The sequence below is a fragment of the Phyllobacterium sp. 628 genome (assembly GCF_014189505.1).
GTDB lineage: Bacteria > Pseudomonadota > Alphaproteobacteria > Rhizobiales > Rhizobiaceae > Phyllobacterium.
The window spans coordinates 2,278,115-2,303,749 of the sequence record NZ_CP050301.1 but is presented as its reverse complement, the minus strand read 5'-3'; the positions used below and the strand labels follow the sequence as shown (position 1 = coordinate 2,303,749).

Here is a 25,635-nt window from a genome sequence, read left to right as displayed (position 1 = left end):
GCCTATACTTCCGCTGGCGGATCATGCCAGTGTGAGGTCTGACATGCGCCATCGAAAGGTTCCCCTGAATGAGCACTGCCTATCCCGAAATCTATCTTGTCCGGCATGGTGAAACGGAATGGAGCGCTTCCGGCAAACATACAGGCCGAACTGACATACCCTTGACGCCAGCCGGTGAAGAGGCAGCGCGGCAAGTCGCAAGCCGCCTCAAAGGCCTATCCTTCTCCACCGTCTGGTCCAGTCCATCGCAGCGCGCATCGAATACCTGCGCCCTCGCCGGTTTTGGCAATGCCCGCGTGATCAAGGATGATCTGGCCGAATGGGATTACGGTGCCTATGAGGGTCTGACCACCAAGCAGATTCTTGTCGAGCGTCCGGGTTGGCAATTGTTTCGCGATGGAGCGCCGCAGGGCGAAATGGCTGCGGATGTGGGTGCGCGCGCGGACCGGATTATTGGACAGCTGCGTGCCACGGATGGCACGGTTCTCGTCTTTTCAAGCTCGCACTTTTTAAGAGTGCTTGCAGCGCGCTGGCTCGGCTTGCCGCCGGAATCAGGCTCGCTGTTTGTTCTGGATACAACCAGCGTGAGTGTGCTTGGTTATGAACACGATCTCACCGAACCGGTGATCCGCAAGTGGAACCAGAAATAGGTACAGCGCACGCACTGAACACCCGCTGGCAGGAAGGAGAAAACCGGGACCGTTTACTCATCGTCCCGATTCCGGTCTCAAATAGCACTGACCCACATGGCGAATGTCGCAATGAACAGGCTGACTGTAACGAATGACATGACGTCCTGGAAAAGTTCGCTCATCGGTAAAACCCTTCTTCGTTTGTGTTGTGTATATGTTTTGTTCTATTTTTGTTCCAAAGTCAAGCGCACCAAAGCCCCCATTTGGGCTATGGTTGTCGAATTCCTAACAAGGGGTAAAAGAGATTAACGCGAGGCGCGGTCTGATGAACACACTGCAGCCTTCGGCCTGCGCCGAAGGCTGGTAATCTGATCGAACCCGGTGATCAGATTGTGGTGATCTTGCCGTCCTTGAGGGTCACCCGGCGATCCATGCGCAGAGCCAATTCATGGTTGTGCGTGGCGATCATGGCGGAAAGGCCGGACTGGCGCACCAGGGCTTCCAACGCCTCGAACACATAGGCCGCCGTCACCGGATCAAGATTGCCGGTCGGTTCATCCGCAAGCAGAACAAGCGGCGCATTGGCCACAGCACGGGCGATGGCCACGCGCTGCTGCTCACCACCGGAAAGCTCGGACGGGCGATGCGATGCACGGGCACCCACCTTCATATAATCAAGCAGCTGCTGGGCCCGTTCGGAAGCCACACGTGGTTTCATGCCACGGATCATCTGCGGCATCATCACGTTTTCCAGTGCCGAGAATTCCGGCAAAAGATGATGGAACTGATAGACGAAGCCAATATCGTTGCGACGGATTGCCGTGCGCTCCTCATCGGACAGCGAGCCGCAGGAACGGCCGTCGAGAATCACATCGCCATTGTCCGGGCGCTCGAGCAGGCCCGCCGTGTGCAGCAGGGTGGATTTGCCTGCACCTGACGGCGCGACCAGAGCCACCATCTCGCCCTTGCCGAGCGAAAAGCTGGCATCATCGAGAATGGTCAGTTCGCGGCCAATCTCATTGTACCGGCGGCCGACATTGGTCAGCTGAAGAATAGTTCCGGCAGCCATTATTCGTACCTCAGGGCTTCAACAGGATCGAGCTTGGCCGCCCGCCATGCGGGAAACAGCGTAGCCAGAAAGGACAGGACAAGCGCCATCAGAATCACCGTGAAGGTTTCGTTGAAATCCATCTTGGCGGGCAATGTGCTCAGGAAATACAGTTCCGGATTGAACAGGGTTGTACCTGACAACCACGAGAAGAACTGGCGGATGCGTTCGACATTGAGGCAGACGAGCACGCCAAGAGCCACCCCGGCAATCGTGCCGGTGACACCGATGGCCGCACCGGTCATCAGGAAGATACGCATGACCGAGTTTCGCGTCGCACCCATGGTTCGCAGAATGGCGATATCGCGCCCCTTATCCTTCACGAGCATGATGAGGCCTGAAATGATATTCAGCGCTGCGACAAGCACGATCAGTGTCAGAATCATGAACATGACGTTGCGTTCCACCTGCAGCGCAGAAAAGAACGTCACGTTGCGCTGGCGCCAGTCGGTGAGCATAAGCGGTCGCTGGGCAGCATCTTCAATGGGCTTTTTCAGCGCGTCGACATTGTCAGGATTGTTGGCAAAAATCTCGATCGACTGGACCTTGCCTTCCTGATTGAAATAAAGCTGCGCTTCGTCCAGCGGCATGATGGCGATGGACGCATCATATTCCGACATGCCGATCTGGAAAATGGCCACCACAGGATAGGATTTGACACGCGGCGATACACCAAGCGGTGTCACATCACCATCGAGCGACATCAACGTCAGCTTGTCACCGATGCCAAGACCAAGATTTTCCGCCATGCGGGTGCCGATGGCCACACCCCCGGCCTTGTCAAAGTTTTCGAAAGTGCCCTGCTTGACGTTTTTGGCGACAAGCTGGAGTTTCTGGATGTCTTCTGCACGCAGACCCCGCACAAGCGTACCGGCGCCCTGCCCAACATTGCCCTGCCCCAGGACCTGCCCTTCAATGACCGGAATGGCAAAGGACACGCCGGGAACAGCATCGATCCGCTTGATCACATTGTCATAGTCATCCAGCGGACGGTCCACCGGCTGCATGATGACATGGCCGTTGATCCCAAGAATGCGGGTCAGAAGCTCGGCGCGAAAGCCATTCATCACCGCCATGACGATGATGAGCGTGGCAACGCCGAGCATGATGCCGGTAAAAGAGAAACCGGCAATCACCGAGATAAACGTTTCCTTGCGGCGGGCGCGCAAATAGCGCCATGCAATCATCCGCTCATAGGCAGAGAACGGTTTTGGACCCGATTGTGCGACAGTGACGGCCGATTCAGTCATAGAGTTCCTGCCCTAAAGTCCGCAGGTCCTGCGAGCTTGTTAATTGCAGATTCAATGGTCAGGGTTTCGCGCTCACCCGTTGCACGATCCTTGATTTCGACTTCGCCCCCAGCGACGCTGCGCGGACCAATAATGACCTGAGTGGGCAGGCCGATCAAATCCATCTTGGCAAACTTTGCGCCCGCACGGTCATCGGTATCATCGAGCAGTGGCTCAAGACCTGCATTGGTCAGAGCCTCATAAATCCTGGTAGATACGGCATCGCAGCCCTCATCACCGGGCTTCATGTTGACAATGCCCGCACCGAAAGGCGCAACAGCCTTTGGCCAGATGATGCCGTTTTCGTCGTGCGAGGCTTCAACAATGGCCGCAACAACGCGCGACGGCCCGATACCGTAGGAGCCCATCGACACCATATGTTCCTTGCCGTCAGGGCCATTGACCTTGGCGCCCATCGGTTCGGAGTATTTTGTGCCGAAATGGAAGATATGGCCGACTTCAATACCGCGTGCAGCAAGCTGATCGCCGCCAGCCACCTTGTCCCATGCCACTTCATCGTGCATTTCGTCCGTCGCCGCATAGGGCGTCGTCCATTTGGTCACGATATCGGCGATCTGGGCATTGTCGTCGAAATTGGTGTCGGCTCCGGGCACCGGCAGATCGAGATAGGCGCGATCGCAGTAAACCTGGCTTTCGCCGGTTTCGGCCAGAATGATGAATTCATGGCTGAGTTCACCGCCAATCGGGCCGGTATCGGCGCGCATTGGTATGACCTTGATCCCCAGCCGCGAGAACGTGCGCAGATAGGCGACGAACATACGGTTATAGGCGGCCTTGGCCCCTTCAAAATCCAGATCGAAGGAATAGGCATCCTTCATCAGGAATTCGCGCGAACGCATGACGCCAAAGCGCGGACGGCGCTCATCGCGGAACTTCCACTGGATATGATAGAGATTCAGCGGCAGATCCTTGTAGGACTTTACATAGGCGCGGAAAATCTCGGTGATCATTTCCTCGTTGGTCGGGCCGAACAGCATTTCGCGGTCGCCACGATCCTTGATGCGCAGCATCTCATCGCCATAGGCATCATAGCGGCCGCTTTCGCGCCACAAATCCGCAGACTGGATGGTCGGCATCAGCAATTCAATCGCACCGGAACGGTTCTGTTCCTCGCGGATGATGTTGGACACCTTGTTGAGGATGCGCAAGCCTGCCGGCAGCCAGGCATAGATGCCAGCCGATTCCTGACGGATCAGGCCAGCACGCAACATCAGCCGGTGCGAGACGATTTCCGCCTCTTTAGGATTCTCTTTTAAGATAGGCAGAAAATAACGGGAAAGCCGCATTGAGATCACCAAATTGAAACACAGCCTGAATGCTTGAAGAATCAGGCAAAACCAAGTGCAAAGTTAGCGCATACCCCTAAAAATCATCTGGGATTTTCTGGAACGGATTACGGGCCACTCGAAGCGTTGCTGCAACCCTCGCATATCCAAGTAAATGCACGGCGCAGTACTGTTTCTTAACGGCTTAAAGTCTGGTTGGAAACCCGCCAAACGCAAATGAAAAACATCTCAGTTTTGTGACAGATTTATCGCCTTGCCAGATTTGTAAGCAAAAAATGACTGTATCGAATATTTTTCGTGACATTTCGAAGGCAGTCCGCTATTTTTTTAAGCATAATGAGAAAGTAAGAATAATTCTGCTTTCCAGCGCGGTCAAAGTCTTGGGAGGATGTGACCTTTGGCGCGGTTATACGCAGCCACCACGCAAGTGGAATAAGGTCAGACGCGATCTACAATGCAAGGCGAAAGCCTTGCATTTTTTTTGTTTATTTTTTTGAATACAATAACTTACACAGAAAAGTTAAACTCGAAATACGCTGCAAGTACATGACTTGCAGCCAATACTTCAGTTCTATTTGATTGATAAGTCACACGCGTAATGATATTACGCGGTCACTTGAGTTTTTTAGAACCAATATCTTTTGCCAGATTATGATTTTGAAACAGTTGTGGATTGTTCCGATTTCATGCTCCGGCGATTCGTATTTCAGCCAATTCGACGTGTGTTTTTCAGTTTGCCGTAATTTTCACATCAGGAAGACACGCTAAATTTTCAATGACGATTCGAGTCGGTTCGCTGACTTGTATTTTCTTTTTGCATTGTCCGGGGGGACAAACATGGTCACGACGAAGATCAACGCAACGAATCCGCGTAAGCGGAGGATATGTGTCAGCACCGTTACCCGCAATCGGCCGCGCATGCTGGAAGATTTGCTGCAATCCTATCTCGAGTTGCAGGTCCCCCAAGATATCGATCTGCTTTTTCTCATTGTCGAGAACAATGAAGAAGCGACGCTTGATGCCATTATCGACCAGTTTCGCCAGCAAACGGACCGGCCGGTTCAATATGAGATCGAGCCATGGTTGGGGATCGCCTGTGCGCGCAACCACGCGCTGGAATGTGCCCTCGCCGCCGGATATGATCTTCTGACCTTTGCCGACGATGACGAACAAGTGCAGTCTGACTGGCTTATCGAGTTGTTGGCCGAGCGAGACCGGTGCGATCTCGATATTGTCGGCTCGCCGGTACGCTGCGCGCCCATATCGTCCGATGCCGGCTTTTCTGCCCGGCTTGTTTGGGCTGGATTGAACCGCCGCAACCGGCGGCACGAGCTGAAAGCTTCAAACAGGCGCGCGCACAATGCAGCCCACACGATATTGCTGGCAACCGGGAGTTGGATGGGCAAGCTGGATTTCTTCCGCCGTACGGGATTGCGCTTTGACAATACGCTTGGGTTGGCGGGCGGTGAGGATTGGCGCCTGTACCGCGAAGCCCGCAAGCTTGGGGCGAAAACCGGCTGGACTCCGCATGCCATTGCTTATGAGACCGTGCCGCTGGACCGGCTGACATTCCGCTACCATTTCCGGCGCGACCGGGACAACAGTGCCGTGGAAATATGCGCAAAGCTCGCCAGTTGCCGTATCACCACGCTGCTGCGGCTGCCGGGTTCGCTTGCCGGGCGCGTGTTCAAGCTCTGCACTTATATGATGGCTGCGCCATTTACCCGTGGTGAAGCATTGCTGCGTGTCGTTGCCTGCATGGGCAGTATTGCCGGAATTTTCCAGGGATGTCTTGGCAAAGCATCGTCACACTACAAGCGTACGACGGGGTCTTGAGGATTCAAGGGATTGCAGCAGCATCGTGCGTGGTTCGACAAGCTCACCATGAGGGAGAGAGGTGCTGCAATTATCTGATGCAGTTCAGAACGTGGCTCCCTGCAATCAGCGCTCTCCCTCATGGTGAGCTTGTCGAACCACGGAAAATGCCCCTGCCGCGAAACTAAGCCTAGTGCGGCCTTAACACTAATCCAGCTTGGGAAAAAACACCGGAATGTCATCAACACCAAAGCCGAGCTTTTGATTGACCACATAAAAGATCACAAAAATGCCGGCGGAGATGATCGTCGTCAGCAAAAATACCCGGCCCATGCGATGCTTGTGGGGCGCGCTGGCGGTTGTGCCCAACGTAACATCATCCTCATCAGCCTGCGTGCGCAGGCCAATTGGCAGGACTGTAAACAGCGTCAACCACCAGAAAATGAAGTAAATGGCCATTCCCGTTGCAATGGGCATGTCAGATTTGCTCCAGTTCAATCAGCGTGCCGTTGAAATCCTTCGGATGAAGGAACAGCACCGGCTTGCCATGGGCACCGATCTTCGGTTCGCCATCGCCGAGAATGCGGGCACCCTGCTCTTTTAGATGATTTCGCGCCGCCAGAATATCGGTCACTTCGTAGCACACATGATGCATGCCGCCGGACGGGTTCTTGGTGAGGAACGCAGCAATGGGCGAATCCGCGTTCAACGGCTCGAGCAGTTCGATCTTGGTGTTGCCAACATCGATAAAAACCACTGTAACGCCATGTTCCGGCAAAACCTGCGGCTCGGTGAGTTTCGCACCGAGCGTATCGCGATAAACTGCCGAGGCGGCAGCAAGATCGGGAACGGCAATAGCCACATGGTTGAGACGGCCGAGCATGCGATTTATCCCTGTACGCGGGTGACGAAGACAGTGACGATCGGCTTCTTGCCCCAAACTTCATTGGAAGCGGAACGCACAGCCCGGCGCACGGCTTCGCGAACCATGGCCAAATCCTTGCGCTTCTCGCGCGGTATATTCTGTACCGCACTAACCGCCGCGTCATAAAGCAGATCTTCGAGAAGCTCGCCCTCATCATCATTTTCCGGCAGACCGACAGGCACAATCTCCGGATCTTCGATAATGTTGAATTTAGCATCAAGCAGCATCGATACGGCGACGTGACCGACATAGGACAGCTTGCGGCGGTCAACGATGCCGACTTCTTCCTCATCACCGATCAGTCTGCCATCCTTGATCAGACGGCCGAATGGCGCCTGATCAATGATTTCAGCTTTCCCCGGGGCCAGACGCAGAATGTCGCCATTGCGCACCTGCGGCACTTCTGGAATGCCAGCCATGGCAGCCAATGAGCCCTGCGCGACCAGATGGGCAGCTTCGCCGTGTACCGGCACGAGGATGCGCGGGCGTACCCACTCATACATCCGTTTCAGCTCATTACGGCGCGGATGGCCGGAAACATGTACCAGCTGATCGTCATCGGAGATGATGTGGATGCCTTGCTCGATCAGCAGGTTTTTGGTCTCGATAATCGGCTTTTCGTTGCCGGGGATCGTACGCGAGGAGTAGATGACAGTGTCACCGGCCGACAATGCCACATTGCGCATTTCATCACGGGCAAGCTTGGCAAGCGCGGCGCGGGATTCGCCCTGGCTGCCGGTGAGGATAATCACGATGTTTTCGCGCGGAATGAAACCGTAGTCTTCTTCCGACAGAAACTCCGGAATGCCGTCGAGATAGCCAAGCTCGCTCGCCACATCGATCATACGCTTCATGGAGCGGCCAAGCACCAGCACCTGACGGCCCGCATCACGGGCGGCGATGGCAATGGAGCGGATACGTCCAACATTCGACGAGAAGGTGGTGATCGCGACGCGGCCACGGGCATTCTCGATAATATCGCGCAGACTGTCGCCGACTTCCCGCTCGGATGGTGATTCACCTTCGCGCAGCGCATTGGTGGAATCACACATCATCGCCAGCACACCCTCATCGCCAAGCGCGCGAAAGCGAGCTTCGTCGATCAAGGGTCCAAGCGACGGTTCAGGGTCCATCTTCCAGTCGCCAGTATGGATAACCGTCCCGAGCGGCGATTTGATCGCCAATGAAACAGGTTCGGGGATGGAGTGGGTAACCGCCAGTGCTTCGAATTCGAAGGGGCCGACATTGAATTTTTCACCGGCACGATAAATCGTCACCGGAATATCCGGGGCGCCCGGTTCAGAATGGCGCTTGGCTTCCAGCAATCCCGCCGTGAACGGCGTGGCATAGACCGGAACATTCAGCAGCGGCCACAGATCGAGCAGCGCGCCGTAATGGTCCTCGTGCGCATGCGTTATGACAATGCCTTTGAGATTGTTGCGTTCAGCCTGCAGAAAACGGATATCCGGCAGCACAAGGTCAGCGCCTGGAAGATCCGGTCCGGCAAAGGTGACGCCCATATCGACGACCACCCATTCGCGTTTTTGTGCGGGACCATAGCCATACAGGGCCAGATTCATCCCGATTTCACCAACACCGCCCAGAGGCAGGAACACCAGTTCCGCCTGATCGGAATTTGCCATTTATACTCCTAACAACCGGCTATCCGGCACTTGCCGATGCAACTGCACCGAAATGAACATCGCCGGCAGCAATCTTCACCCGCTCTCCATCATTATCGCGTATGACAAAACGACAGTCTTCGTCAATTGTTTCAAATATACCACGCAGAATATCGCCGTCGACCCGGACTGCGACTTCACCGCCAATTCCTGCGGCACGCTTGAGCCAGCGCTTGCGAATATCCGCAAGGCCCCGCCCCTCGTTCCAGATGCGGCTGTTTTCCTGCCACGCATCCGACAGAGCCAGAAACAGCGTTTCCGCGTCGCATGTCGCGCCAAGCTTGGCCAGCGAGGTCGCGGGATATGGCACATCTTCGGGGTAAGCCACCACATTGACGCCAATGCCAATGACAATGGCGAAGCGGCCGTCGGGCAATTGGGTCGATTCAAGCAGGATGCCGGAGAGCTTTGCGCCATTGGCAAGGACGTCGTTGGGCCATTTCAGCTCGATCTGCATGGCTTCCCTGCGGGAGCCTGCTCCATCCATGCCAATGGCAACGTCCGCTTGCGGGCAAACCGCATCAAGGGCGTCGGCAAGCGAAAGCCCGGCGACGAAGCCGAGCGTTGCCGCCATTTTCAGTTCGAAATGACCGACAATGAGCAGCGACGCCGCGAGATTCCCGTGGGATGTTGCCCAAGCGCGGCCGCGTCTGCCGCGTCCGCTTTCCTGTTTCTTGGAGACAATCCAGAGCTTTCCGGGATCGTTTTCCTGCGCCCGCTCCAGCGCGATGGCGTTGGTCGAACCAACCGTCTCAAATGCCTCGAGACGGAAACCATTTTGCTGCGCCACTGGCGAGAGCGAGAATCCCATAAATCAGGGTTCCCCGCCTCTAGAAAAACGTCTTGGCGGCAGCTTGCGCATAGGTGCTGATCGGTCCGCCAATCAGTACATAACCAAGAACCAACAAGCCAGACACACCCATAACAAGACGTAGCTCGCCTGCAACCGGAACAAAGCCGCCTGCTGGTTCATCGAACCACATGATCTTGATGATGCGCAAATAGTAGAACGCGCCAACGACCGAAGCGACGATCCCAATAATAGCCAGTGCATAGAGATTGGCCTGCATCGCGGCTAGGAAGGTATACCACTTGCCCCAGAACCCGGCGAGCGGCGGAATACCAGCCAACGAGAACATGAGGATAGTGAAGATGGTCGCCATAATAGGATTGGTACGGGACAGGCCAGCGAGATCTTCGATCAACTCGACATTGCCGGTCTTGCGGCGCATGGCAAGAATGAAAGCAAACACGCCGAGCGTCGTGATCAAATAGATCAGCATGTAAATGACAACGCCCTTTACACCGACCTGCGTTCCCGCAGCCAGACCAACGAGCGCATAGCCCATGTGACTGATCGACGAATAGGCCATCAGACGCTTGATGTTGCGCTGACCAATCGCAGCAAAGGCACCCAGAACCATCGAGGCAATCGCAATGAAGACGATGATCTGCTGCCAGTCGTGGACAATCGGCTGGAAGGTTTCGACGGCAACGCGGGTGAGCAGAGCCATGGCCGCCATCTTTGGTGCGGTGGCGAAGAATGCAGTAACCGGAGTCGGCGCGCCTTCATAAACGTCTGGCGTCCACATGTGGAATGGTACTGCGGAAATCTTGAATGCCAGACCGGCAAAGATAAACACGAGACCGAAGACAACGCCAAGCTGGCGCTCGCCGCCAGCAAGAACCTGGGCAATGCCCTCAAAGCCGGTATGGCCGGTGAAGCCATAAATGAGCGAGATACCGTACAAAAGCATGCCGGATGACAGGGCACCGAGCACGAAATACTTCAGGCCGGCTTCTGTCGATTTGGCGCTGTCACGGTTGATCGCGGCAACAACGTAGAGTGCAAGAGACTGCAATTCGAGGCCGAGATAGAGCGACAGGGTGTCATTGGCCGAGATCATCAGCAGCATGCCGAGTGTCGACAACAGGATGAGGATCGGGAATTCGAATTTGTCGAACTTTTCGGCCTTGGCAAAACCCACCGACATGACGAGCGTCACAATGGCACCGACAAGGGTCAGCACCTTCATGAAGCGCGAGAACGGGTCAGAGACAAAGGCGCGGCCGAAAACATGACCGTCCTGCGGGAACAGAACAACGAGTGCCAGTGCTGCAAGCAGCAAGGCAACCGCCAGTCCATTGACCACGGCATTGGCCCGTTCACCGGAAAAGGCCCCGATCATCAGAAGAGCCAAGGCACCCACTGCAATCAGCAGTTCAGGAGCCATAAGCGTCAGGTTGGCAATCATGTCGGTCTGCATCGGCCTTGGCCTCTTCCTGCTACTTCAGCGCCAGTGTGGCGGCTGCGGACAGCGCGTTATTGTATTGATTGATAAGGGCATGAACCGAGCTCGCCGTCGCATCGAAAACGGGCATCGGATAAATACCGTAGAAAATGGTGAGGATCACCAAGGGATAGACCACCAGTTTTTCACGCGGTGACATATCCAGAAGTGCCTTCAGGCTTTCCTTGTCGAGCGAACCGAACACCACACGGCGATAGAGCCAAAGGGCATAGGCTGCCGAGAAAATCACGCCTGATGTTGCAAACAGCGCGACCCATGTGTTGACGCGGAACACACCCATCAAGGTCAGGAATTCACCGATGAAGCCTGATGTACCCGGCAGACCAACATTGGCCATGGTCAGGATCAGGAACACCACCGCATATTTCGGCATGTTGTTGACGAGGCCGCCATAGGCCGAGATGTCACGGGTATGGGTGCGGTCATAGACAACGCCAACACACAGGAACAGCGCAGCTGAAACGAGGCCATGCGACAGCATCTGGAACAATGCGCCCTGAATGCCCTGCTCGTTGGCAGCAAAGATACCCATGGTCACGTAGCCCATATGCGCCACTGACGAATAGGCGATCAGCTTCTTGATGTCTTCCTGCATCAGCGCGACCAACGACGTGTAGATGATGGCAACGACCGAAAGCGTGTAGATCAACGGTGCAAAGTCAGCTGATGCAACCGGGAACATCGGCAGGGAGAAGCGCAGGAAACCGTAACCGCCAAGCTTCAACAGGATGCCGGCCAGGATGGCAGAGGCAGCGGTCGGTGCTTCGACGTGCGCGTCCGGCAACCATGTATGCACCGGCCACATCGGCATCTTGACCGCGAAGGAGGCAAAGAACGCCAGCCACAGCCAGGTCTGCATCGAAACCGGGAAGGAATGAGCCAGCAGGGTTGGAATGTCTGTCGTGCCAGCCTGCCAGTACATGGCCATGATAGCCAGGAGCATCAACACCGAGCCGAGCAACGTGTAGAGGAAGAACTTGAAGCTGGCATAGACGCGGCGCTTGCCGCCCCACACACCAATGATGATGAACATCGGCACCAGCACGGCTTCAAAGAATACGTAGAAGAGCACGATATCCAGTGCGCAGAACACACCGATCATCAGTGTTTCCAGCACGAGGAAGGCAATCATATATTCCTTGACGCGCGTCTGGATGGCTTCCCAGCTTGCCAGAATGCATAGCGGCATCAGGAATGTCGTCAGGATGACGAACAGCATCGAAATGCCATCAACACCCATGTGATAGGAAATGCCGGAGTCGAGCCAGGCAGCTTTTTCCACGAACTGGAAACCGGCATGGCCCTTGTCGAAATAATACCAGATCGGCAGGGAAATCAGGAATGTGATGACTGTCGTCCACAGTGCCACGTTGCGGATGTTCCGCCGCGCGGATTCACTGTCATCCCGGATCAGAAGGATCAGGAATGCACCGACCAATGGCAGGAAGGTAACAGTCGAGAGAATTGGCCAGTCGGTCATCAGAAGTTGCTCCCGAGCATCATCCACGTGACGAGTGCGGCGACCCCAATGAGCATCGCGAACGCATAATGATAGAGGTAACCGGTCTGCAGGCGCACCACGCGGTTGGTGACATCGACGACACGCGCCGAGATACCGTCCGGACCATGGCCGTCAATCAGCCAGCCATCGCCCTTCTTCCAGAGGAACTTGCCAAGGGCCATCGCCGGACGCACAAACAGGAAGTTGTAGAGTTCGTCGAAATACCACTTGTTGAGCAAGAACTGGTAGAGGCCACGATGCTGCTCGGCAAGCCGGACCGGTGTCTGCGGCGAGCGGATGTAGAAATACCAGGACAGGATGAACCCGGCGAGCATTGCAATGAATGGCGACGCGGCGACCAGAGCAGGCACATGGTGATGCAGCTCAAGAATTTCGTTTTCTTTCCCGGTGAACAGCGCGCCCTTCCAGAACTCGGCATATTCATGACCGAAGAAGTATTCATGGAATACAACGCCGGCGAACAGCGCGCCGATAGCGAGAATGAACAGCGGCACCAGCATGACGTAAGGCGATTCATGCACGTGATGCATGACTTCGTGTGAAGCACGCGGCTTGCCATGGAACGTCATGAAAATCAAACGCCATGAATAGAAGCTGGTGAACAGCGCGGCGACTACAAGCAGGACGAAGGCATAACCGGCAGCCGGGCTTGTCGATGCATAGGCGGATTCAATAATCGCATCCTTGGAGAAGAACCCGGCAGTGCCGATGGAGGTGCCGGGAATGCCGAGACCTGTCAGGGCAATCGTGCCAATGACCATCATCCAGTAGGTTTGCGGGATCAGCTTGCGCAGACCACCCATGTTGCGCATGTCCTGTTCATCCGAAACCGCATGAATAACCGAACCGGCACCAAGGAACAGCAGCGCCTTGAAGAAGGCGTGCGTGAACAGGTGGAAAATAGCCGCGCCGTAAGCGCCGAGACCCAGCGCAACGAACATGTAGCCGAGCTGCGAACAGGTCGAATAGGCAATAACGCGTTTGATGTCGTTCTGCACCAGACCGACAGTCGCCGCGAAGAACGCTGTTGTCGCGCCGACAACGGTCACGACGATCAGGGCGGTGTGCGACAATTCGAAGATCGGCGACAGACGCGCCACCATGAACACACCGGCGGTAACCATCGTTGCCGCATGGATCAGCGCGGACACGGGTGTCGGGCCTTCCATGGCATCAGGCAGCCAGGTGTGCAGCAGGAACTGTGCGGACTTGCCCATGGCGCCCATGAACAGCAACAGACAGGCAACGGTGATGGCTTCCTGTTTGCCCAAGGCATAACCGAGGAAATTCAGGACGACCTTGCCATCGCCAGCTCCTTCCGCAGGCAGATACTGCGCGGCGGAAGCGAACAGCGTGTCAAACTGGACCGTATCAAACAGGACGAACAGGGAGAAAATGCCGAGCAGAAAACCAAAGTCACCGACGCGGTTGACGATGAAGGCCTTCATCGCAGCGGCATTGGCCGATGGCTTCTTGAACCAGAAACCGATGAGCAGGTACGAGGCAAGACCCACACCCTCCCAGCCGAAGAACATCTGGACCAAGTTGTCGCCGGTCACAAGCATCAGCATGGCGAAGGTAAAGAGCGAGAGATATGCAAAGAAGCGCGGACGATGCGGATCGTGATGCATGTAGCCGATCGAATAGGTATGCACGAGTGCAGATACCGTATTGACGACGATCAGCACGACAGCAGTCAGCGTATCGATGCGCAGAGCCCAGTCAAAGCTTAGCGAACCGGATTCGACCCAGTGCAGAACCGGGATCTTGAATGCTTCACCATGACCGAGTGCGACGGTGGTGAATGCAATCCACGAGAGGACCGCAACCACGATCATCAGACCGGTGGTGACATACTCGCTCGCCTTCGCGCCGATGGACGAGCCGAACAGACCCGCGATCAGAAAACCAAGCAGCGGAAGGAAGACAATCGCCAGATACAGCATGCCCCCGTCAACCTTTCATCATGTTGACGTCTTCCACGGCAATCGACCCACGATTGCGGTAGAACACGACGAGAATAGCAAGTCCGATGGCAGCCTCGGCTGCGGCAACGGTCAAAACAAACAATGCAAAAACCTGACCTACCAGATCGCCGAGAGCGGCGGAGAAGGCCACGAAGTTCAGGTTGACTGCGAGCAGGATCAATTCAACCGACATCAGGATAACGATGACGTTCTTCCGGTTGAGGAAGATGCCGAAGATGCCGAGCGTGAACAGCAGCGCGGAAACTGTCAGATAATGTGCGATACCGATTACCATCATCAAATCCCCTTGCCCGTTTCAACTTTCTTGATCTCGATCGCAGTCTCGGGTGTGCGTCCGACCTGCTGCGAAATGTTCTGGCGCTTGACACCTTCCTTGTGGCGCAGCGTCAGCACAATCGCACCGATCATGGCAACCAGAAGCACGAGACCGGCAATCTGGAAGTAGTAAATGTAATCCGTGTAAAGAATGTCGCCGAGGGCCGCCGTGTTGGTGCGGGTGGCAATATTCGGGGTCGGCTGAACAACCACACGGCCAATGGTTGGCGTGAAGACGGAACCGGCCAAAACAATGATCAGTTCGGCTGCCAGGATAATACCGACGAGCGCGCCGACGGGTGCATATTGCAGCGCGCCGCGCTTCAGCTCGGTGAAATCCACGTCCAGCATCATCACAACGAAGAGGAACAGAACCGCGACCGCGCCGACATACACGACGAGCAGGATCATCGCCAGGAATTCAGCACCGGTCAGCAGGAAAAGTCCCGCTGCATTGAAGAAGGCGAGGATAAGAAACAGCACGGAGTGCACGGGATTACGCGCCGCAATCACCATGAACGCACTGGCGACGGTGATGAAGGCGAATAGGTAAAAAAACGCCGCCGCAATACCTGTCAGCATGGGTTCCCCCGATTTCCATTCCGGCAGACTGTTCTGCCATTTTTAAAGCGATTCACGGAGTTTCCGTGTGGTCGCAGCCTCTTAACGCATGTTCCGGCCGGGTAGAAGCACCCTTCCCTAAGACACAAGCGCGCACTCGGATGAAGCACCGCCTCATCCACTCATTTTTACCGGTACGGTGCATCCATAGCGATGTTGCGTGCCAGTTCACGTTCCCAGCGATCGCCATTGGCGAGCAGCCGGTCCTTGTCGTAGTAAAGTTCTTCACGGGTTTCCGTGGCGAACTCGAAATTCGGCCCTTCGACGATAGCGTCAACCGGGCAGGCTTCCTGACAGAAGCCGCAATAAATGCACTTCACCATGTCAATGTCATAACGCACCGTGCGGCGCGTTCCGTCATTGCGGCGCGGGCCAGCCTCGATGGTAATGGCCTGTGCCGGGCAGATCGCTTCGCAGAGCTTGCAGGCAATGCAGCGTTCTTCGCCGTTGGGATAACGGCGCAGCGCGTGCTCGCCGCGAAAACGCGGGCTGAGCGGACCCTTTTCGTAAGGGTAGTTCAATGTCGCCTTCGGGGCGAAGAACTGACGCATCGAGAGAAAGAATGCGCCGACGAACTCCGCCAGAAGCAGGGATTTAGCAGCTTGTGCGAGTTGTGCCATGCTGATGCTCCTTACGGTGTCAGGCCAGTGATTTTAAGAAACGCGGCTGTCGCAATGACCATGAACAGCGAGATCGGCAGGAACACTTTCCAGCCCAGACGCATCAATTGATCGTAGCGGTAGCGCGGAACGAATGCCTTCACCATGGCGATCATGAAGAAGACGAAGAAGAGCTTGAGCATGAACCAGATGATGCCGGGTACCCAATTGAGGAACCACACATCAACCGGTGGCAGCCAGCCGCCGAGGAACAGGATCGTGGTCAGCGCGCACATCAATGTGATGGCGACATACTCACCGAGGAAGAACAGCAGGAACGCAGTCGACGAATACTCGATCATGTGACCGGCAACGAGTTCCGATTCCGCTTCGACCAGATCGAAAGGCGGGCGGTTGGTTTCGGCCAGAGCCGAGATGAAGAATATGACGAACATCGGAAACAAGCCAAGCCAATGCCAGTCAAGGAAAGTATTAGGCAGGCCAACCATGGTGCCAAGGCCGGTCTTCTGCGACAGGACGATATCGGTGAGGTTCAACGAGCCCACACACAACAGCACCGTAACAATGACAAACCCGATGGAGACTTCGTAGGATACCATCTGCGCAGCGGAGCGAAGCGCACCAAGAAACGGATACTTGGAGTTCGATGCCCAGCCGGCCATGATCACGCCGTAGACTTCCAGCGAGGAAATCGCCAGCACGTAGAGAATGCCGACATTGACGTTGGCAATCGCCCAACCCTCGTTCACCGGAATAACCGCCCAAGCAGCCATGGCGAGAACCGAGGAAACCAGCGGCGCCAGAAGGAAAATACCTTTATTCGCACCGGAAGGAATAATCGGTTCCTTCACCACGAACTTCAGGAGATCGGCGAATGACTGGAACAGGCCGAACGGGCCAACCACGTTCGGACCACGGCGCAACTGAACAGCCGCCCAGATCTTGCGATCTGCCAGAAGCAGATAAGCGATGATGAGCAGCATCACCACGAGCAGCAGTACTGATTTTCCGAGGATAATCAGCAGCGGCACAATGTAGGTTGCGAAAATGTCTTCCATCTCAGTCTTTCCCCGCCTACTCGGCCGCCTGCTTGAAGCCACCCTTGGCCAGCGCAGAACATTCAGCCATTACGGCTGATGCGCGAGCGATAGGGTTGGTCAAGTAGAAGTCTTGCACCGGTGATACGAAGGCGGTCTTTTCGACGGCGCCTGACGCATTCGCCAGTTTCTTGATGTCGGCAGCATCGCCCGCCTGAATAGCGTCGACAACAGCCAGATGCGGATGCTCCGCGTAGAGTTTGGCGCGCAGGGCGGCCAGTGTGTCGAATGGCAGCTTGTGGCCGAGCACATCGGAGAGTGCGCGCAGGATCGCCCAATCTTCCTTGGCATTGCCCGGGGCAAAACCGGCACGGCTGGTCATCTGCACACGGCCTTCCGTGTTGACGAATGTGCCGGATTTTTCGGTGTAGGTTGCGCCCGGCAGGATCACATCAGCATTGTGCGCGCCCTGATCGCCGTGCGTGCCGATGTAAACGGTAAAGGCATTGCCCTTATCCGCCCAGTTCAGCTCATCGGCGCCGAGCAGGAACAGCACGTCGAGTGCGCCCTTCATCTGGGCAACCGACTTGCCGCCCTCGCCCGGTACAAAACCGATATCGAGCGCACCAACGCGGCTTGCAGCCGTATGAATGATACCAAAACCATTCCAGTCATCGGCAAGCGCGCCGGTGTCGGCGGCAATCTTGGCAGCAAGCGCAAGAACCGCAGCACCATCAGCGCGGCTGAGAGCACCCTGACCGACAATGATCATCGGCTTCTTGGCCTTCTTCAGTACCGCATGGAATTTCAGTGAACCATTGGCGAGTTCAGACAGGGTGTCTGCTCCGGCACCGAGATATTCATAGCTGAAACGCAGGTCAGCCTGTTCGCCGATCAAGGCAACCGGTGTTCCGGCAGCGCGCCAGCGCTTGCGCAGACGGGCATTGAGCAGCGAGGCTTCAAAGCGCGGATTGGAACCGATGATCAGGATCGCGTCGGCTTCTTCGATGCCGTCAATGCTTGGATTGAAGATGTAGGAAGCGCGGCCATTGGCTGTGTTCAACACCGAACCGTCCTGACGCGCATCGATATGGGCCGAACCCAAGGACGCAACGAGCTGCTTCAGCGCATACATTTCTTCAACACTGGCAAGGTCACCGGCAATCGCGCCGATCTTGTCGCCGGTGGTCTTGGCGATAGCCGCTTTGATCGCGTCGAATGCTTCCGGCCATGTTGCCGGTAGCAGGCGGCCATCCTTGCGCACATAGGGGCGGTCGAGGCGCTGCGTGCGCAAACCGTCCCAGATGAAGCGGGTCTTGTCGGAAATCCATTCCTCATTCACCGATTCATTGATGCGCGGCAGGATGCGCATCACTTCGCGGCCACGGGTATCAACGCGGATGGCTGAACCAACAGCGTCCATCACGTCGATGGATTCGGTCTTGGTCAGTTCCCATGGGCGCGCCTGAAACGCATAAGGCTTCGATGTCAGGGCGCCGACCGGGCAAAGGTCAATCACATTGCCCTGCAGTTCCGAAGTCATGGCCTGTTCGAGATAAGTGGTGATCTCGGCATCTTCACCGCGGCCAATGAGGCCCAGCTCGGAAATGCCGGCAACTTCCGTCGTGAAGCGGACGCAACGAGTGCAGTGAATGCAGCGCGTCATGATCGTCTTGACGAGCGGTCCAATGTACTTGTCTTCGACGGCGCGCTTGTTTTCGGTGTAGCGCGAGGAATCGACACCAAAGGCCATCGCCTGGTCCTGCAGATCGCACTCGCCGCCCTGATCGCAAATCGGGCAATCCAGGGGGTGGTTGATCAAAAGGAATTCCATCACGCCTTCGCGGGCCTTCTTGACCATGGGTGTGTTGGTGAAAATCTCGGGCGTTTCGCCATTCGGGCCGGGGCGCAGATCGCGCACGCCCATAGCACAGGAAGCTGCAGGCTTCGGTGGTCCGCCCTTCACTTCGATCAGGCACATGCGGCAATTGCCGGCAATCGACAAGCGCTCATGGAAACAGAACCGTGGCACCTCGGCACCCGCCGTTTCTGCAGCCTGCAGAAGCGTGTAGTGATCCGGTACTTCGATTTCCCTACCGTCGACTTTGATCTTCGCCATCGTCTGTCCAACCTCGCGGAACATTCCGCATTTTCATTTGGCATTCCCGCGACATCGCTGAAATACCTTCAATTGCTCCATGCCGGTCGAAGCCAGCATGGCTTTATTCAGGCTTCCCCTCTGCCAAAGCAGCGGATTGTTTGCCCCACTCATCACGTACTATACGTCCGCCAAATTTCAGATGATCATCCATCCAGGTGATTTCCTGCGGTGACCATGCTGCAATCTGCGCGTAGGTGTAGATACCAAGTCCGTTCAGAACCTGTTCCAGTTTCGGACCAACGCCGGAAATGCGCTTCAAATCGTCCGCAATGACCGGCTTGGCGATTGCTTCGGGCTTTGCCGGCCCTCTTGAAATCTTGGCAACTGCCGCCTTGGGTGTTTTAACAGCAGCCGGTTTTGGTGCTGGCACCGCTGTTTGCTTGCGGATAATCGTCTTCAATTGATCAACATCTGGCACGACGTGCGCCTCAGGCTCAGTAGGTTGCGGCTTTACCCGCGTATTTGCATCGATCATACCGGCAAGCGCACCTGCCCACAGACCCCACATCTGGGTGGCGATGCCAATGCTCAAAACAGACGCAGCAGCTATCGCGCCCATGGGCGGCGACAGCAGATTGGCAGCCGGAATCGCCTGCTTCGGCATCACTGCCGACCAGTCCGCGCCCGATCTTGTGTCTGTCTTGTTGTCCGGCATCGTCCCTTCAACCCTATTCCGCTGCGACAAGCACAGGGCTTGCCGAGGAAGCGTTGCGTGAAAACTCGTCGATACGGCGTTCGATTTCCGGACGGAAATGCCGGATCAGACCCTGTACCGGCCATGCGGCAGCATCGCCCAGCGCACAGATTGTGTGGCCTTCAATCTGCTTGGTCACATCGAGCAGCATGTCGATTTCACGCTTCTGCGCATTACCGACAGCCATGCGCTCCATGACGCGCCACATCCAGCCGGTGCCTTCGCGGCAAGGCGTGCACTGGCCGCAGCTCTCATGCTTGAAGAAGTAGGACAGGCGGGCAATTGCACGAACGATATCGGTGGACTTGTCCATGACGATTGCAGCAGCCGTACCGAAGGACGACTTAACGTTGCGCAGACCATCGAAATCCATCGGACAATCGATGATATCAGCAGCCGGAACAACCGGGCAGGATGCACCGCCGGGAATGACCGCGAGCAGATTGTCCCAGCCGCCGCGAATGCCGCCAGCGTGCTTTTCGATGAGTTCGCGGAACGTGATGCCCATGGCTTCTTCAACCGTGCAAGGACGATTGACGTGGCCGGAGATCATGAACAGCTTGGTGCCGACATTGTTCGGACGGCCAATGCCAGAGAACCATGCAGCGCCACGGCGCAGGATGGTCGGAGCAACGGCAACAGACTCGACATTGTTGACGGTTGTCGGGCAGCCATAGAGACCCATATTCGCCGGGAATGGCGGCTTCAGGCGCGGCTGGCCCTTCTTGCCCTCAAGGCTTTCCAGCAATGCGGTTTCTTCACCGCAGATATAAGCGCCGGCACCGTGATGAACGAAAATATCGTAGTCCCAGCCGTTCTTGTTGTTCTTGCCAAGCAGCTTGGCATCGTAACATTCGTCAATGGCTGCCTGCAGGGCTTCGCGCTCGCGGATATATTCGCCGCGCACATAGATGTAGCAGGTATTGGCACCCATCGCGAAACCGGCAATCAGACAGCCTTCGATCAGCGTATGCGGATCGTGGCGCATGATATCGCGGTCTTTACAGGTGCCCGGCTCGGACTCATCCGCATTGATAACGAGATAATGCGGGCGGCCATCGCTTTCTTTGGGCATGAAGGACCACTTCAAACCCGTGGGGAAGCCAGCGCCACCACGGCCACGCAGGCCGGATGCCTTCATCTCGTTGATAATCCAATCACGGCCCTTGGCAATGATGCCTGCGGTACCATCCCAGTGGCCGCGCGACATTGCACCTTTCAACGATTTGTCGAAAAGGCCGTAAATATTGGTGAAGATGCGGTCTTTATCAGCGAGCATTTCGCACCCGTCCTACTCTCTTCGTCCATTCTGCAGCGAAAACGCGTATCGTTTTCGCCAATGATATTATCGCGGCTTTTTGCCGAAAACCTTGATGTATTCGGCTTCGCCGCCCTTGGCCAAGGCCTTGGCTTGCTTCACCCAATCATCACGTTCGATACGGCCCTTGAAGTTCAGGTAACCGTCTACCCATTCGCGTTCAGCCTTTTTCCAGCTGGCAACTTGAGCATATGTATAAATGCCAAGCTCATTCAGTATGCCCGCAATCTTCGGCCCAACGCCTGAAATAAGTTCGAGGTCGTCCACGACGGCGGGCTTCTCGATGGCTGCAGGACGATTCTTGTCCTCGAGCGAAACCGATTGAGCCGCGGGGGCCTTGATAGTCTGGACCGCAGGCTTTTCGCCCAGCGAACCCTCAGCGATTGGCGGGTTTTTGATGGCGCGTGCCGCTGGAGGCGTTACTTCTGCTGGTTTTGACGCAGCGTCTTCCGCTGCCTTCGATGCCTTGGCCTTGGACGGCGACTTGATAGCGTCACTGGTCGTCACATCATGCGTGACCGGCTTGGCGGCATTGGTCGGCGGAACGGCAGCAGCATCCCCATCAACGGTGCTTTTCGCAGCGCGCTTTGGCTTGGCAGCGCCATTGCCATCGGTCAGCGAAGTCCGCTCACCCAGCGGTGCCGAGAAATGACGGTCGATCTGCGGACCGGGTGTGATGGTGTCACCCTTCCCGGCTTCGAATGCGTCGATGATTTCTTCGAGGCGTTCCGGTGTCAGATCCTCATAGGTATCCTTGAACACCATGACCATTGGCGCATTCACGCAGGCACCAAGGCATTCCACCTCTTCCCACGACAATGTGCCGGTCTCATTCATGTGGAATGGATCGTGATGGATACGGTGCTGGCAGACCTTCTTCAGATCTTCCGCGCCGCGGAGCATGCACGGCGTGGTGCCGCAAATCTGGATGTGAGCGCGGGTACCGACGGGCTTGAGCTGGAACTGCGTATAGAACGTCGCAACTTCGAGAACACGGATCATCGGCATGTCGAGCATGATGGCGACATGTTCAATGGCGGCCTTGGTGACCCAGCCATCCTGTTCCTGCGCGCGCATCAGCAGCGGAATAACCGCAGACTGTTCACGGCCCTTTGGATATTTCTTGATAGTCAGCTTAGCCCAGGCAGTGTTTTCGCGATTGAACGCAAACGCTGCTGGTTGGACGCTATCTTCTGCAAGACGACGGACGGACATTAGCGATCAACCTCACCAAAAACGATATCGAGCGAACCGAGAATAGCGGATACGTCGCCCAGCATGTGACCACGGCACAAGAAGTCCATGGCTTGAATATGAGCAAACCCCGGTGCGCGCAGTTTGACGCGGTACGGCTTGTTGGACCCATCCGAAACAAGGAACACGCCGAATTCACCCTTCGGTGCCTCGACGGCGGCATACACTTCACCAGCCGGGACATGGTAGCCCTCGGTGTAGAGCTTGAAATGATGAATCAGCGCTTCCATCGACCGCTTCATCTCACCGCGCTTGGGCGGAACGATCTTGGCTGATGTGTTGGACACCGGCCCTACCCGCTCTTTGCCCAGCAGCAGATCAACGCACTGACGCATGATGCGCACCGACTGGCGCATTTCTTCCATGCGGATCAGATAACGGTCGTAGCAATCGCCATTCTTGCCGATCGGAACATCGAATTCCATTTCTGAATAGCATTCATAGGGCTGTGACTTGCGCAGATCCCATGCGGCGCCCGAACCACGAACCATGACACCGGAAAAGCCCCATGCCCAGGCATCTTCCAGCTTGACGACGCCGATATCGACGTTGCGCTGCTTGAAAATACGGTTTGGGGTGATCAGATCATCGAGGTTCTTGACGGTCTGCAGGAATGGATCGCACCACTTGCCGATATCCTCGACAAGTTTGTCCGGAATATCCTGATGCACACCGCCTGGACGGAAATAGGCTGCGTGCATGCGCGCACCACAGGCACGCTCGTAAAACACCATCAGCTTTTCGCGCTCTTCAAAACCCCAGAGCGGCGGCGTCAGCGCGCCAACGTCCATAGCCTGCGTGGTCACGTTCAGAAGATGCGATAGGATACGGCCGATTTCCGAATAAAGAACGCGGATCAACTGGCCGCGCTTTGGCACCTCAAGGCCGAGCAGACGTTCGACCGCCAGTGCATAGGCGTGTTCCTGATTCATCGGCGCCACATAGTCGAGGCGGTCGAGATAAGGCACTGCCTGCAGATAGGTCTTGGCTTCCATCAACTTCTCGGTGCCGCGATGCAGAAGACCGATATGCGGGTCTACGCGCGCGACCACTTCACCATCCAGCTCAAGCACAAGGCGCAAAACGCCGTGCGCCGCAGGATGTTGCGGGCCGAAGTTAATGTTAAAGTTGCGGACGCTGTGTTCAGTCATATTTCGCTCCGCGAAATGTGAGTAGTGAATGGTGAGTAGCTGTCATCGCCCATCACTGTTTGGCCTTTTCATCACCCGGCAGCACATAGTCCGTGCCTTCCCATGGTGACTGGAAGTCGAAATTCCGGAATTCCTGCCGCAGTTCGACGGGCTCATACACCACGCGCTTGACCTCATCATCATAACGGACTTCGACGAAGCCTGTCAGCGGGAAGTCTTTGCGCAGGGGATGCCCTTCAAAACCATAATCCGTCAGGATGCGGCGCAGATCCGGATGACCGGAAAACAGAACGCCGTAAAGATCGTAGGTTTCGCGCTCATACCAGTCAGCCCCAGGGAATACCGGCGTGGCGGATGGTACCGGCGTGTCTTCATCAGTCGCAACCTTGACGCGGATGCGCAGGTTCTGACGCGGAGACAGGAGATGATAAACCACATCGAAACGATGGGTGCGTGACGGATAATCCACACCGCTGATATCAATCAGCGAAATGAACTGGCATTGCACATCGTCACGCAGGAAGGTCAGGACATCCAGCAGCTTAGCGGCGTCAACTTCCACGCTCAGATCGCCATAGGCCAGCGCCACGTTTTGCAAGGACGAACCAAGCTTTTCCTGGAGATAGCTGGAGAGTTCATTCAATGCTTCTTCAAACATCGCCCTCTCCTATCGTTCAATCGTGCCGGTGCGGCGGATTTTCTTCTGCAGCATCAGAACACCGTAAAGCAGGGCTTCAGCCGTGGGCGGGCAACCCGGCACATAAATATCAACCGGAACCACGCGATCGCAGCCACGCACCACCGAATAGGAATAGTGGTAGTAACCGCCACCATTGGCGCAGGAGCCCATCGAAATGACATAACGCGGCTCAGGCATCTGGTCATAAACCTTGCGCAGTGCTGGGGCCATCTTGTTGGTCAGCGTGCCGGCAACGATCATCACATCAGACTGACGCGGTGACGCGCGCGGTGCGAAACCGAAACGCTCGCCGTCATAACGCGGCATGGACGTGTGCATCATCTCGACGGCGCAGCAGGCAAGACCGAAAGTCATCCACATAAGCGAGCCGGTACGCGCCCATGTGACCAGCGCATCAGCGGAAGTGACGAGAAATCCCTTATCGGCGAGTTCGCTGTTGATCTCACCAAAAAACGCATCATCGGAACCGAGAGGCTTGCCCGTATTAGGGTCAATGATGCCTTTGGGTTTCGGTGCAACGAGGGTGGTTTGGCTAGCGGTCAATCCCATTCCAGCGCTCCCTTTTTCCACTCATAAATAAAGCCGATTGTCAGCACGCCGAGGAAGATCATCATAGACCAGAAACCGAACCAGCCAATCTTGCTGAAGGCAACCGCCCACGGAAACAGGAAGGCCACTTCGAGATCGAAGATGATGAACAGAATCGAAACAAGATAGAAGCGAATATCGAACTTCATACGGGCATCATCGAATGCGTTGAAGCCGCACTCATAGGCCGACAATTTTTCCGGGTCCGGCGACTTGTATGCGACCAGAAAAGGCGCAACCAACAGTGCCAAACCGATTACCAGCGCTACCCCGATAAAGATAACGATGGGCAGGTAGGAACTTAAAAGCTCGTTCATGATCCGACTTTTTCCGCCTTGTGAACTCAGGCTGACAAGAATGCCATGTTATGCACATGACTGCCACCAATAGGCGACAGACCGCGCCAGCTTTGATGCCGGTGCGATGCGGCGAGGGTTAGCGCGTTAGCGCCATGCGCGCAAGTGCAACAATCGTCCTTCCAGCGCCACGCATGTACAGTCATTTGCAGACTCCGAATGGCAAAAAGCCGCAAAAACCGAGGTTATGAGCCGATTTCATCAACAAAACGCGCCTGAATCGCTTTTTAGAATGATATT

General features: G+C 56.0%; 24 protein-coding genes. 2 read left to right on the top strand and 22 right to left on the bottom strand.

Annotated features, from left to right (window positions below; translation table 11 throughout):
• The first annotated feature begins 68 nt into the window (after positions 1-68).
• Complete coding sequence (locus HB779_RS12910; protein ID WP_188342787.1) at positions 69-650, top strand: histidine phosphatase family protein; 582 nt, start codon at positions 69-71, stop codon at positions 648-650.
• Positions 651-1,017: 367 nt separating this feature from the next.
• On the opposite strand, the gene HB779_RS12905 is transcribed toward HB779_RS12910, so the two are convergent.
• From HB779_RS12905 to proS, 3 genes are read right to left on the bottom strand one after another with little or no spacing between them, the layout of a single operon-like run.
• On the bottom strand, positions 1,018-1,701 hold the full coding sequence (locus HB779_RS12905; RefSeq protein ID WP_188342786.1) for an ABC transporter ATP-binding protein: 684 nt from the start codon (positions 1,699-1,701) through the stop codon (positions 1,018-1,020).
• Entirely contained in the window at positions 1,701-2,990 is a 1,290-nt protein-coding gene (locus tag HB779_RS12900; RefSeq protein ID WP_188342785.1) for a lipoprotein-releasing ABC transporter permease subunit, read from the bottom strand. The genes HB779_RS12905 and HB779_RS12900 overlap by 1 nt, the downstream gene beginning before the upstream one ends.
• Complete coding sequence (gene proS, locus HB779_RS12895) at positions 2,987-4,336, bottom strand: proline--tRNA ligase (RefSeq protein WP_188342784.1); 1,350 nt, start codon at positions 4,334-4,336, stop codon at positions 2,987-2,989. The genes HB779_RS12900 and proS overlap by 4 nt, the downstream gene beginning before the upstream one ends.
• A gap of 837 nt (positions 4,337-5,173) precedes the next feature.
• On the opposite strand from proS, the gene HB779_RS12890 reads away from it, so the two are divergent.
• Complete coding sequence (locus HB779_RS12890; RefSeq protein ID WP_188342783.1) at positions 5,174-6,172, top strand: glycosyltransferase family 2 protein; 999 nt, start codon at positions 5,174-5,176, stop codon at positions 6,170-6,172.
• 186 nt (positions 6,173-6,358) lie between these two features.
• Here HB779_RS12890 and HB779_RS12885 read toward each other — a convergent pair whose 3' ends face one another.
• The 19 genes from HB779_RS12885 to HB779_RS12795 form a co-directional block, all read right to left on the bottom strand.
• A complete protein-coding gene (locus HB779_RS12885; RefSeq protein WP_188342782.1) occupies positions 6,359-6,628 on the bottom strand; it encodes a DUF1467 family protein in 270 nt (89 codons plus the stop codon).
• A 1-nt stretch (position 6,629) separates the two neighbouring features.
• Positions 6,630-7,034 (bottom strand): methylmalonyl-CoA epimerase, encoded by a 405-nt coding sequence (mce, locus tag HB779_RS12880; RefSeq protein ID WP_188342781.1) that lies wholly within the window; start codon positions 7,032-7,034, stop codon positions 6,630-6,632.
• A 5-nt stretch (positions 7,035-7,039) separates the two neighbouring features.
• Positions 7,040-8,719, bottom strand: coding sequence for a ribonuclease J (locus HB779_RS12875; protein ID WP_188342780.1), 1,680 nt, complete (start codon positions 8,717-8,719; stop codon positions 7,040-7,042).
• A gap of 19 nt (positions 8,720-8,738) precedes the next feature.
• Positions 8,739-9,569 (bottom strand): biotin--[acetyl-CoA-carboxylase] ligase, encoded by an 831-nt coding sequence (locus HB779_RS12870; RefSeq protein ID WP_188342779.1) that lies wholly within the window; start codon positions 9,567-9,569, stop codon positions 8,739-8,741.
• Between the two features lie 19 nt (positions 9,570-9,588).
• A complete protein-coding gene (gene nuoN / locus HB779_RS12865) occupies positions 9,589-11,025 on the bottom strand; it encodes an NADH-quinone oxidoreductase subunit NuoN (RefSeq protein ID WP_188342778.1) in 1,437 nt (478 codons plus the stop codon).
• 19 nt (positions 11,026-11,044) lie between these two features.
• Positions 11,045-12,550 carry an NADH-quinone oxidoreductase subunit M gene (locus HB779_RS12860; protein ID WP_188342777.1) on the bottom strand — a complete coding sequence of 502 codons (1,506 nt, stop codon included), beginning with the start codon at positions 12,548-12,550 and terminating at the stop codon, positions 11,045-11,047.
• Positions 12,550-14,538 (bottom strand): NADH-quinone oxidoreductase subunit L, encoded by a 1,989-nt coding sequence (gene nuoL / locus HB779_RS12855; protein WP_188342776.1) that lies wholly within the window; start codon positions 14,536-14,538, stop codon positions 12,550-12,552. Before nuoL ends, HB779_RS12860 begins: the two co-directional genes overlap by 1 nt.
• A 7-nt stretch (positions 14,539-14,545) precedes the next feature.
• Positions 14,546-14,854 (bottom strand): NADH-quinone oxidoreductase subunit NuoK, encoded by a 309-nt coding sequence (gene nuoK / locus HB779_RS12850; protein WP_188345908.1) that lies wholly within the window; start codon positions 14,852-14,854, stop codon positions 14,546-14,548.
• 2 nt (positions 14,855-14,856) lie between these two features.
• A complete protein-coding gene (locus HB779_RS12845) occupies positions 14,857-15,477 on the bottom strand; it encodes an NADH-quinone oxidoreductase subunit J (protein WP_188342775.1) in 621 nt (206 codons plus the stop codon).
• A gap of 167 nt (positions 15,478-15,644) precedes the next feature.
• Positions 15,645-16,136 carry an NADH-quinone oxidoreductase subunit NuoI gene (gene nuoI / locus HB779_RS12840; protein WP_091883764.1) on the bottom strand — a complete coding sequence of 164 codons (492 nt, stop codon included), beginning with the start codon at positions 16,134-16,136 and terminating at the stop codon, positions 15,645-15,647.
• 11 nt (positions 16,137-16,147) lie between these two features.
• Positions 16,148-17,194, bottom strand: coding sequence for an NADH-quinone oxidoreductase subunit NuoH (gene nuoH, locus HB779_RS12835; RefSeq protein WP_188342774.1), 1,047 nt, complete (start codon positions 17,192-17,194; stop codon positions 16,148-16,150).
• A gap of 16 nt (positions 17,195-17,210) precedes the next feature.
• Complete coding sequence (gene nuoG, locus HB779_RS12830; protein WP_188342773.1) at positions 17,211-19,292, bottom strand: NADH-quinone oxidoreductase subunit NuoG; 2,082 nt, start codon at positions 19,290-19,292, stop codon at positions 17,211-17,213.
• Positions 19,293-19,395: 103 nt separating this feature from the next.
• Complete coding sequence (locus tag HB779_RS12825; protein WP_188342772.1) at positions 19,396-19,989, bottom strand: helix-hairpin-helix domain-containing protein; 594 nt, start codon at positions 19,987-19,989, stop codon at positions 19,396-19,398.
• A 13-nt stretch (positions 19,990-20,002) separates the two neighbouring features.
• Complete coding sequence (nuoF, locus tag HB779_RS12820; RefSeq protein WP_188342771.1) at positions 20,003-21,307, bottom strand: NADH-quinone oxidoreductase subunit NuoF; 1,305 nt, start codon at positions 21,305-21,307, stop codon at positions 20,003-20,005.
• Positions 21,308-21,373: 66 nt separating this feature from the next.
• Positions 21,374-22,561: an NADH-quinone oxidoreductase subunit E gene (locus HB779_RS12815; RefSeq protein ID WP_188342770.1), complete on the bottom strand. Its 1,188-nt coding sequence runs from the start codon at positions 22,559-22,561 to the stop codon at positions 21,374-21,376.
• Entirely contained in the window at positions 22,561-23,751 is a 1,191-nt protein-coding gene (locus HB779_RS12810) for an NADH-quinone oxidoreductase subunit D (RefSeq protein WP_188342769.1), read from the bottom strand. Before HB779_RS12810 ends, HB779_RS12815 begins: the two co-directional genes overlap by 1 nt.
• 52 nt (positions 23,752-23,803) lie before the next feature.
• Positions 23,804-24,409 (bottom strand): NADH-quinone oxidoreductase subunit C, encoded by a 606-nt coding sequence (locus tag HB779_RS12805; RefSeq protein WP_188342768.1) that lies wholly within the window; start codon positions 24,407-24,409, stop codon positions 23,804-23,806.
• Between the two features lie 9 nt (positions 24,410-24,418).
• Positions 24,419-25,000 carry an NADH-quinone oxidoreductase subunit B family protein gene (locus HB779_RS12800; RefSeq protein WP_188342767.1) on the bottom strand — a complete coding sequence of 194 codons (582 nt, stop codon included), beginning with the start codon at positions 24,998-25,000 and terminating at the stop codon, positions 24,419-24,421.
• The gene (locus HB779_RS12795) at positions 24,991-25,356 is read right to left on the bottom strand and encodes an NADH-quinone oxidoreductase subunit A (protein WP_188342766.1); all 366 of its coding nucleotides are present in this window, start codon (positions 25,354-25,356) and stop codon (positions 24,991-24,993) included. Before HB779_RS12795 ends, HB779_RS12800 begins: the two co-directional genes overlap by 10 nt.
• Positions 25,357-25,635 lie beyond the last annotated feature (279 nt).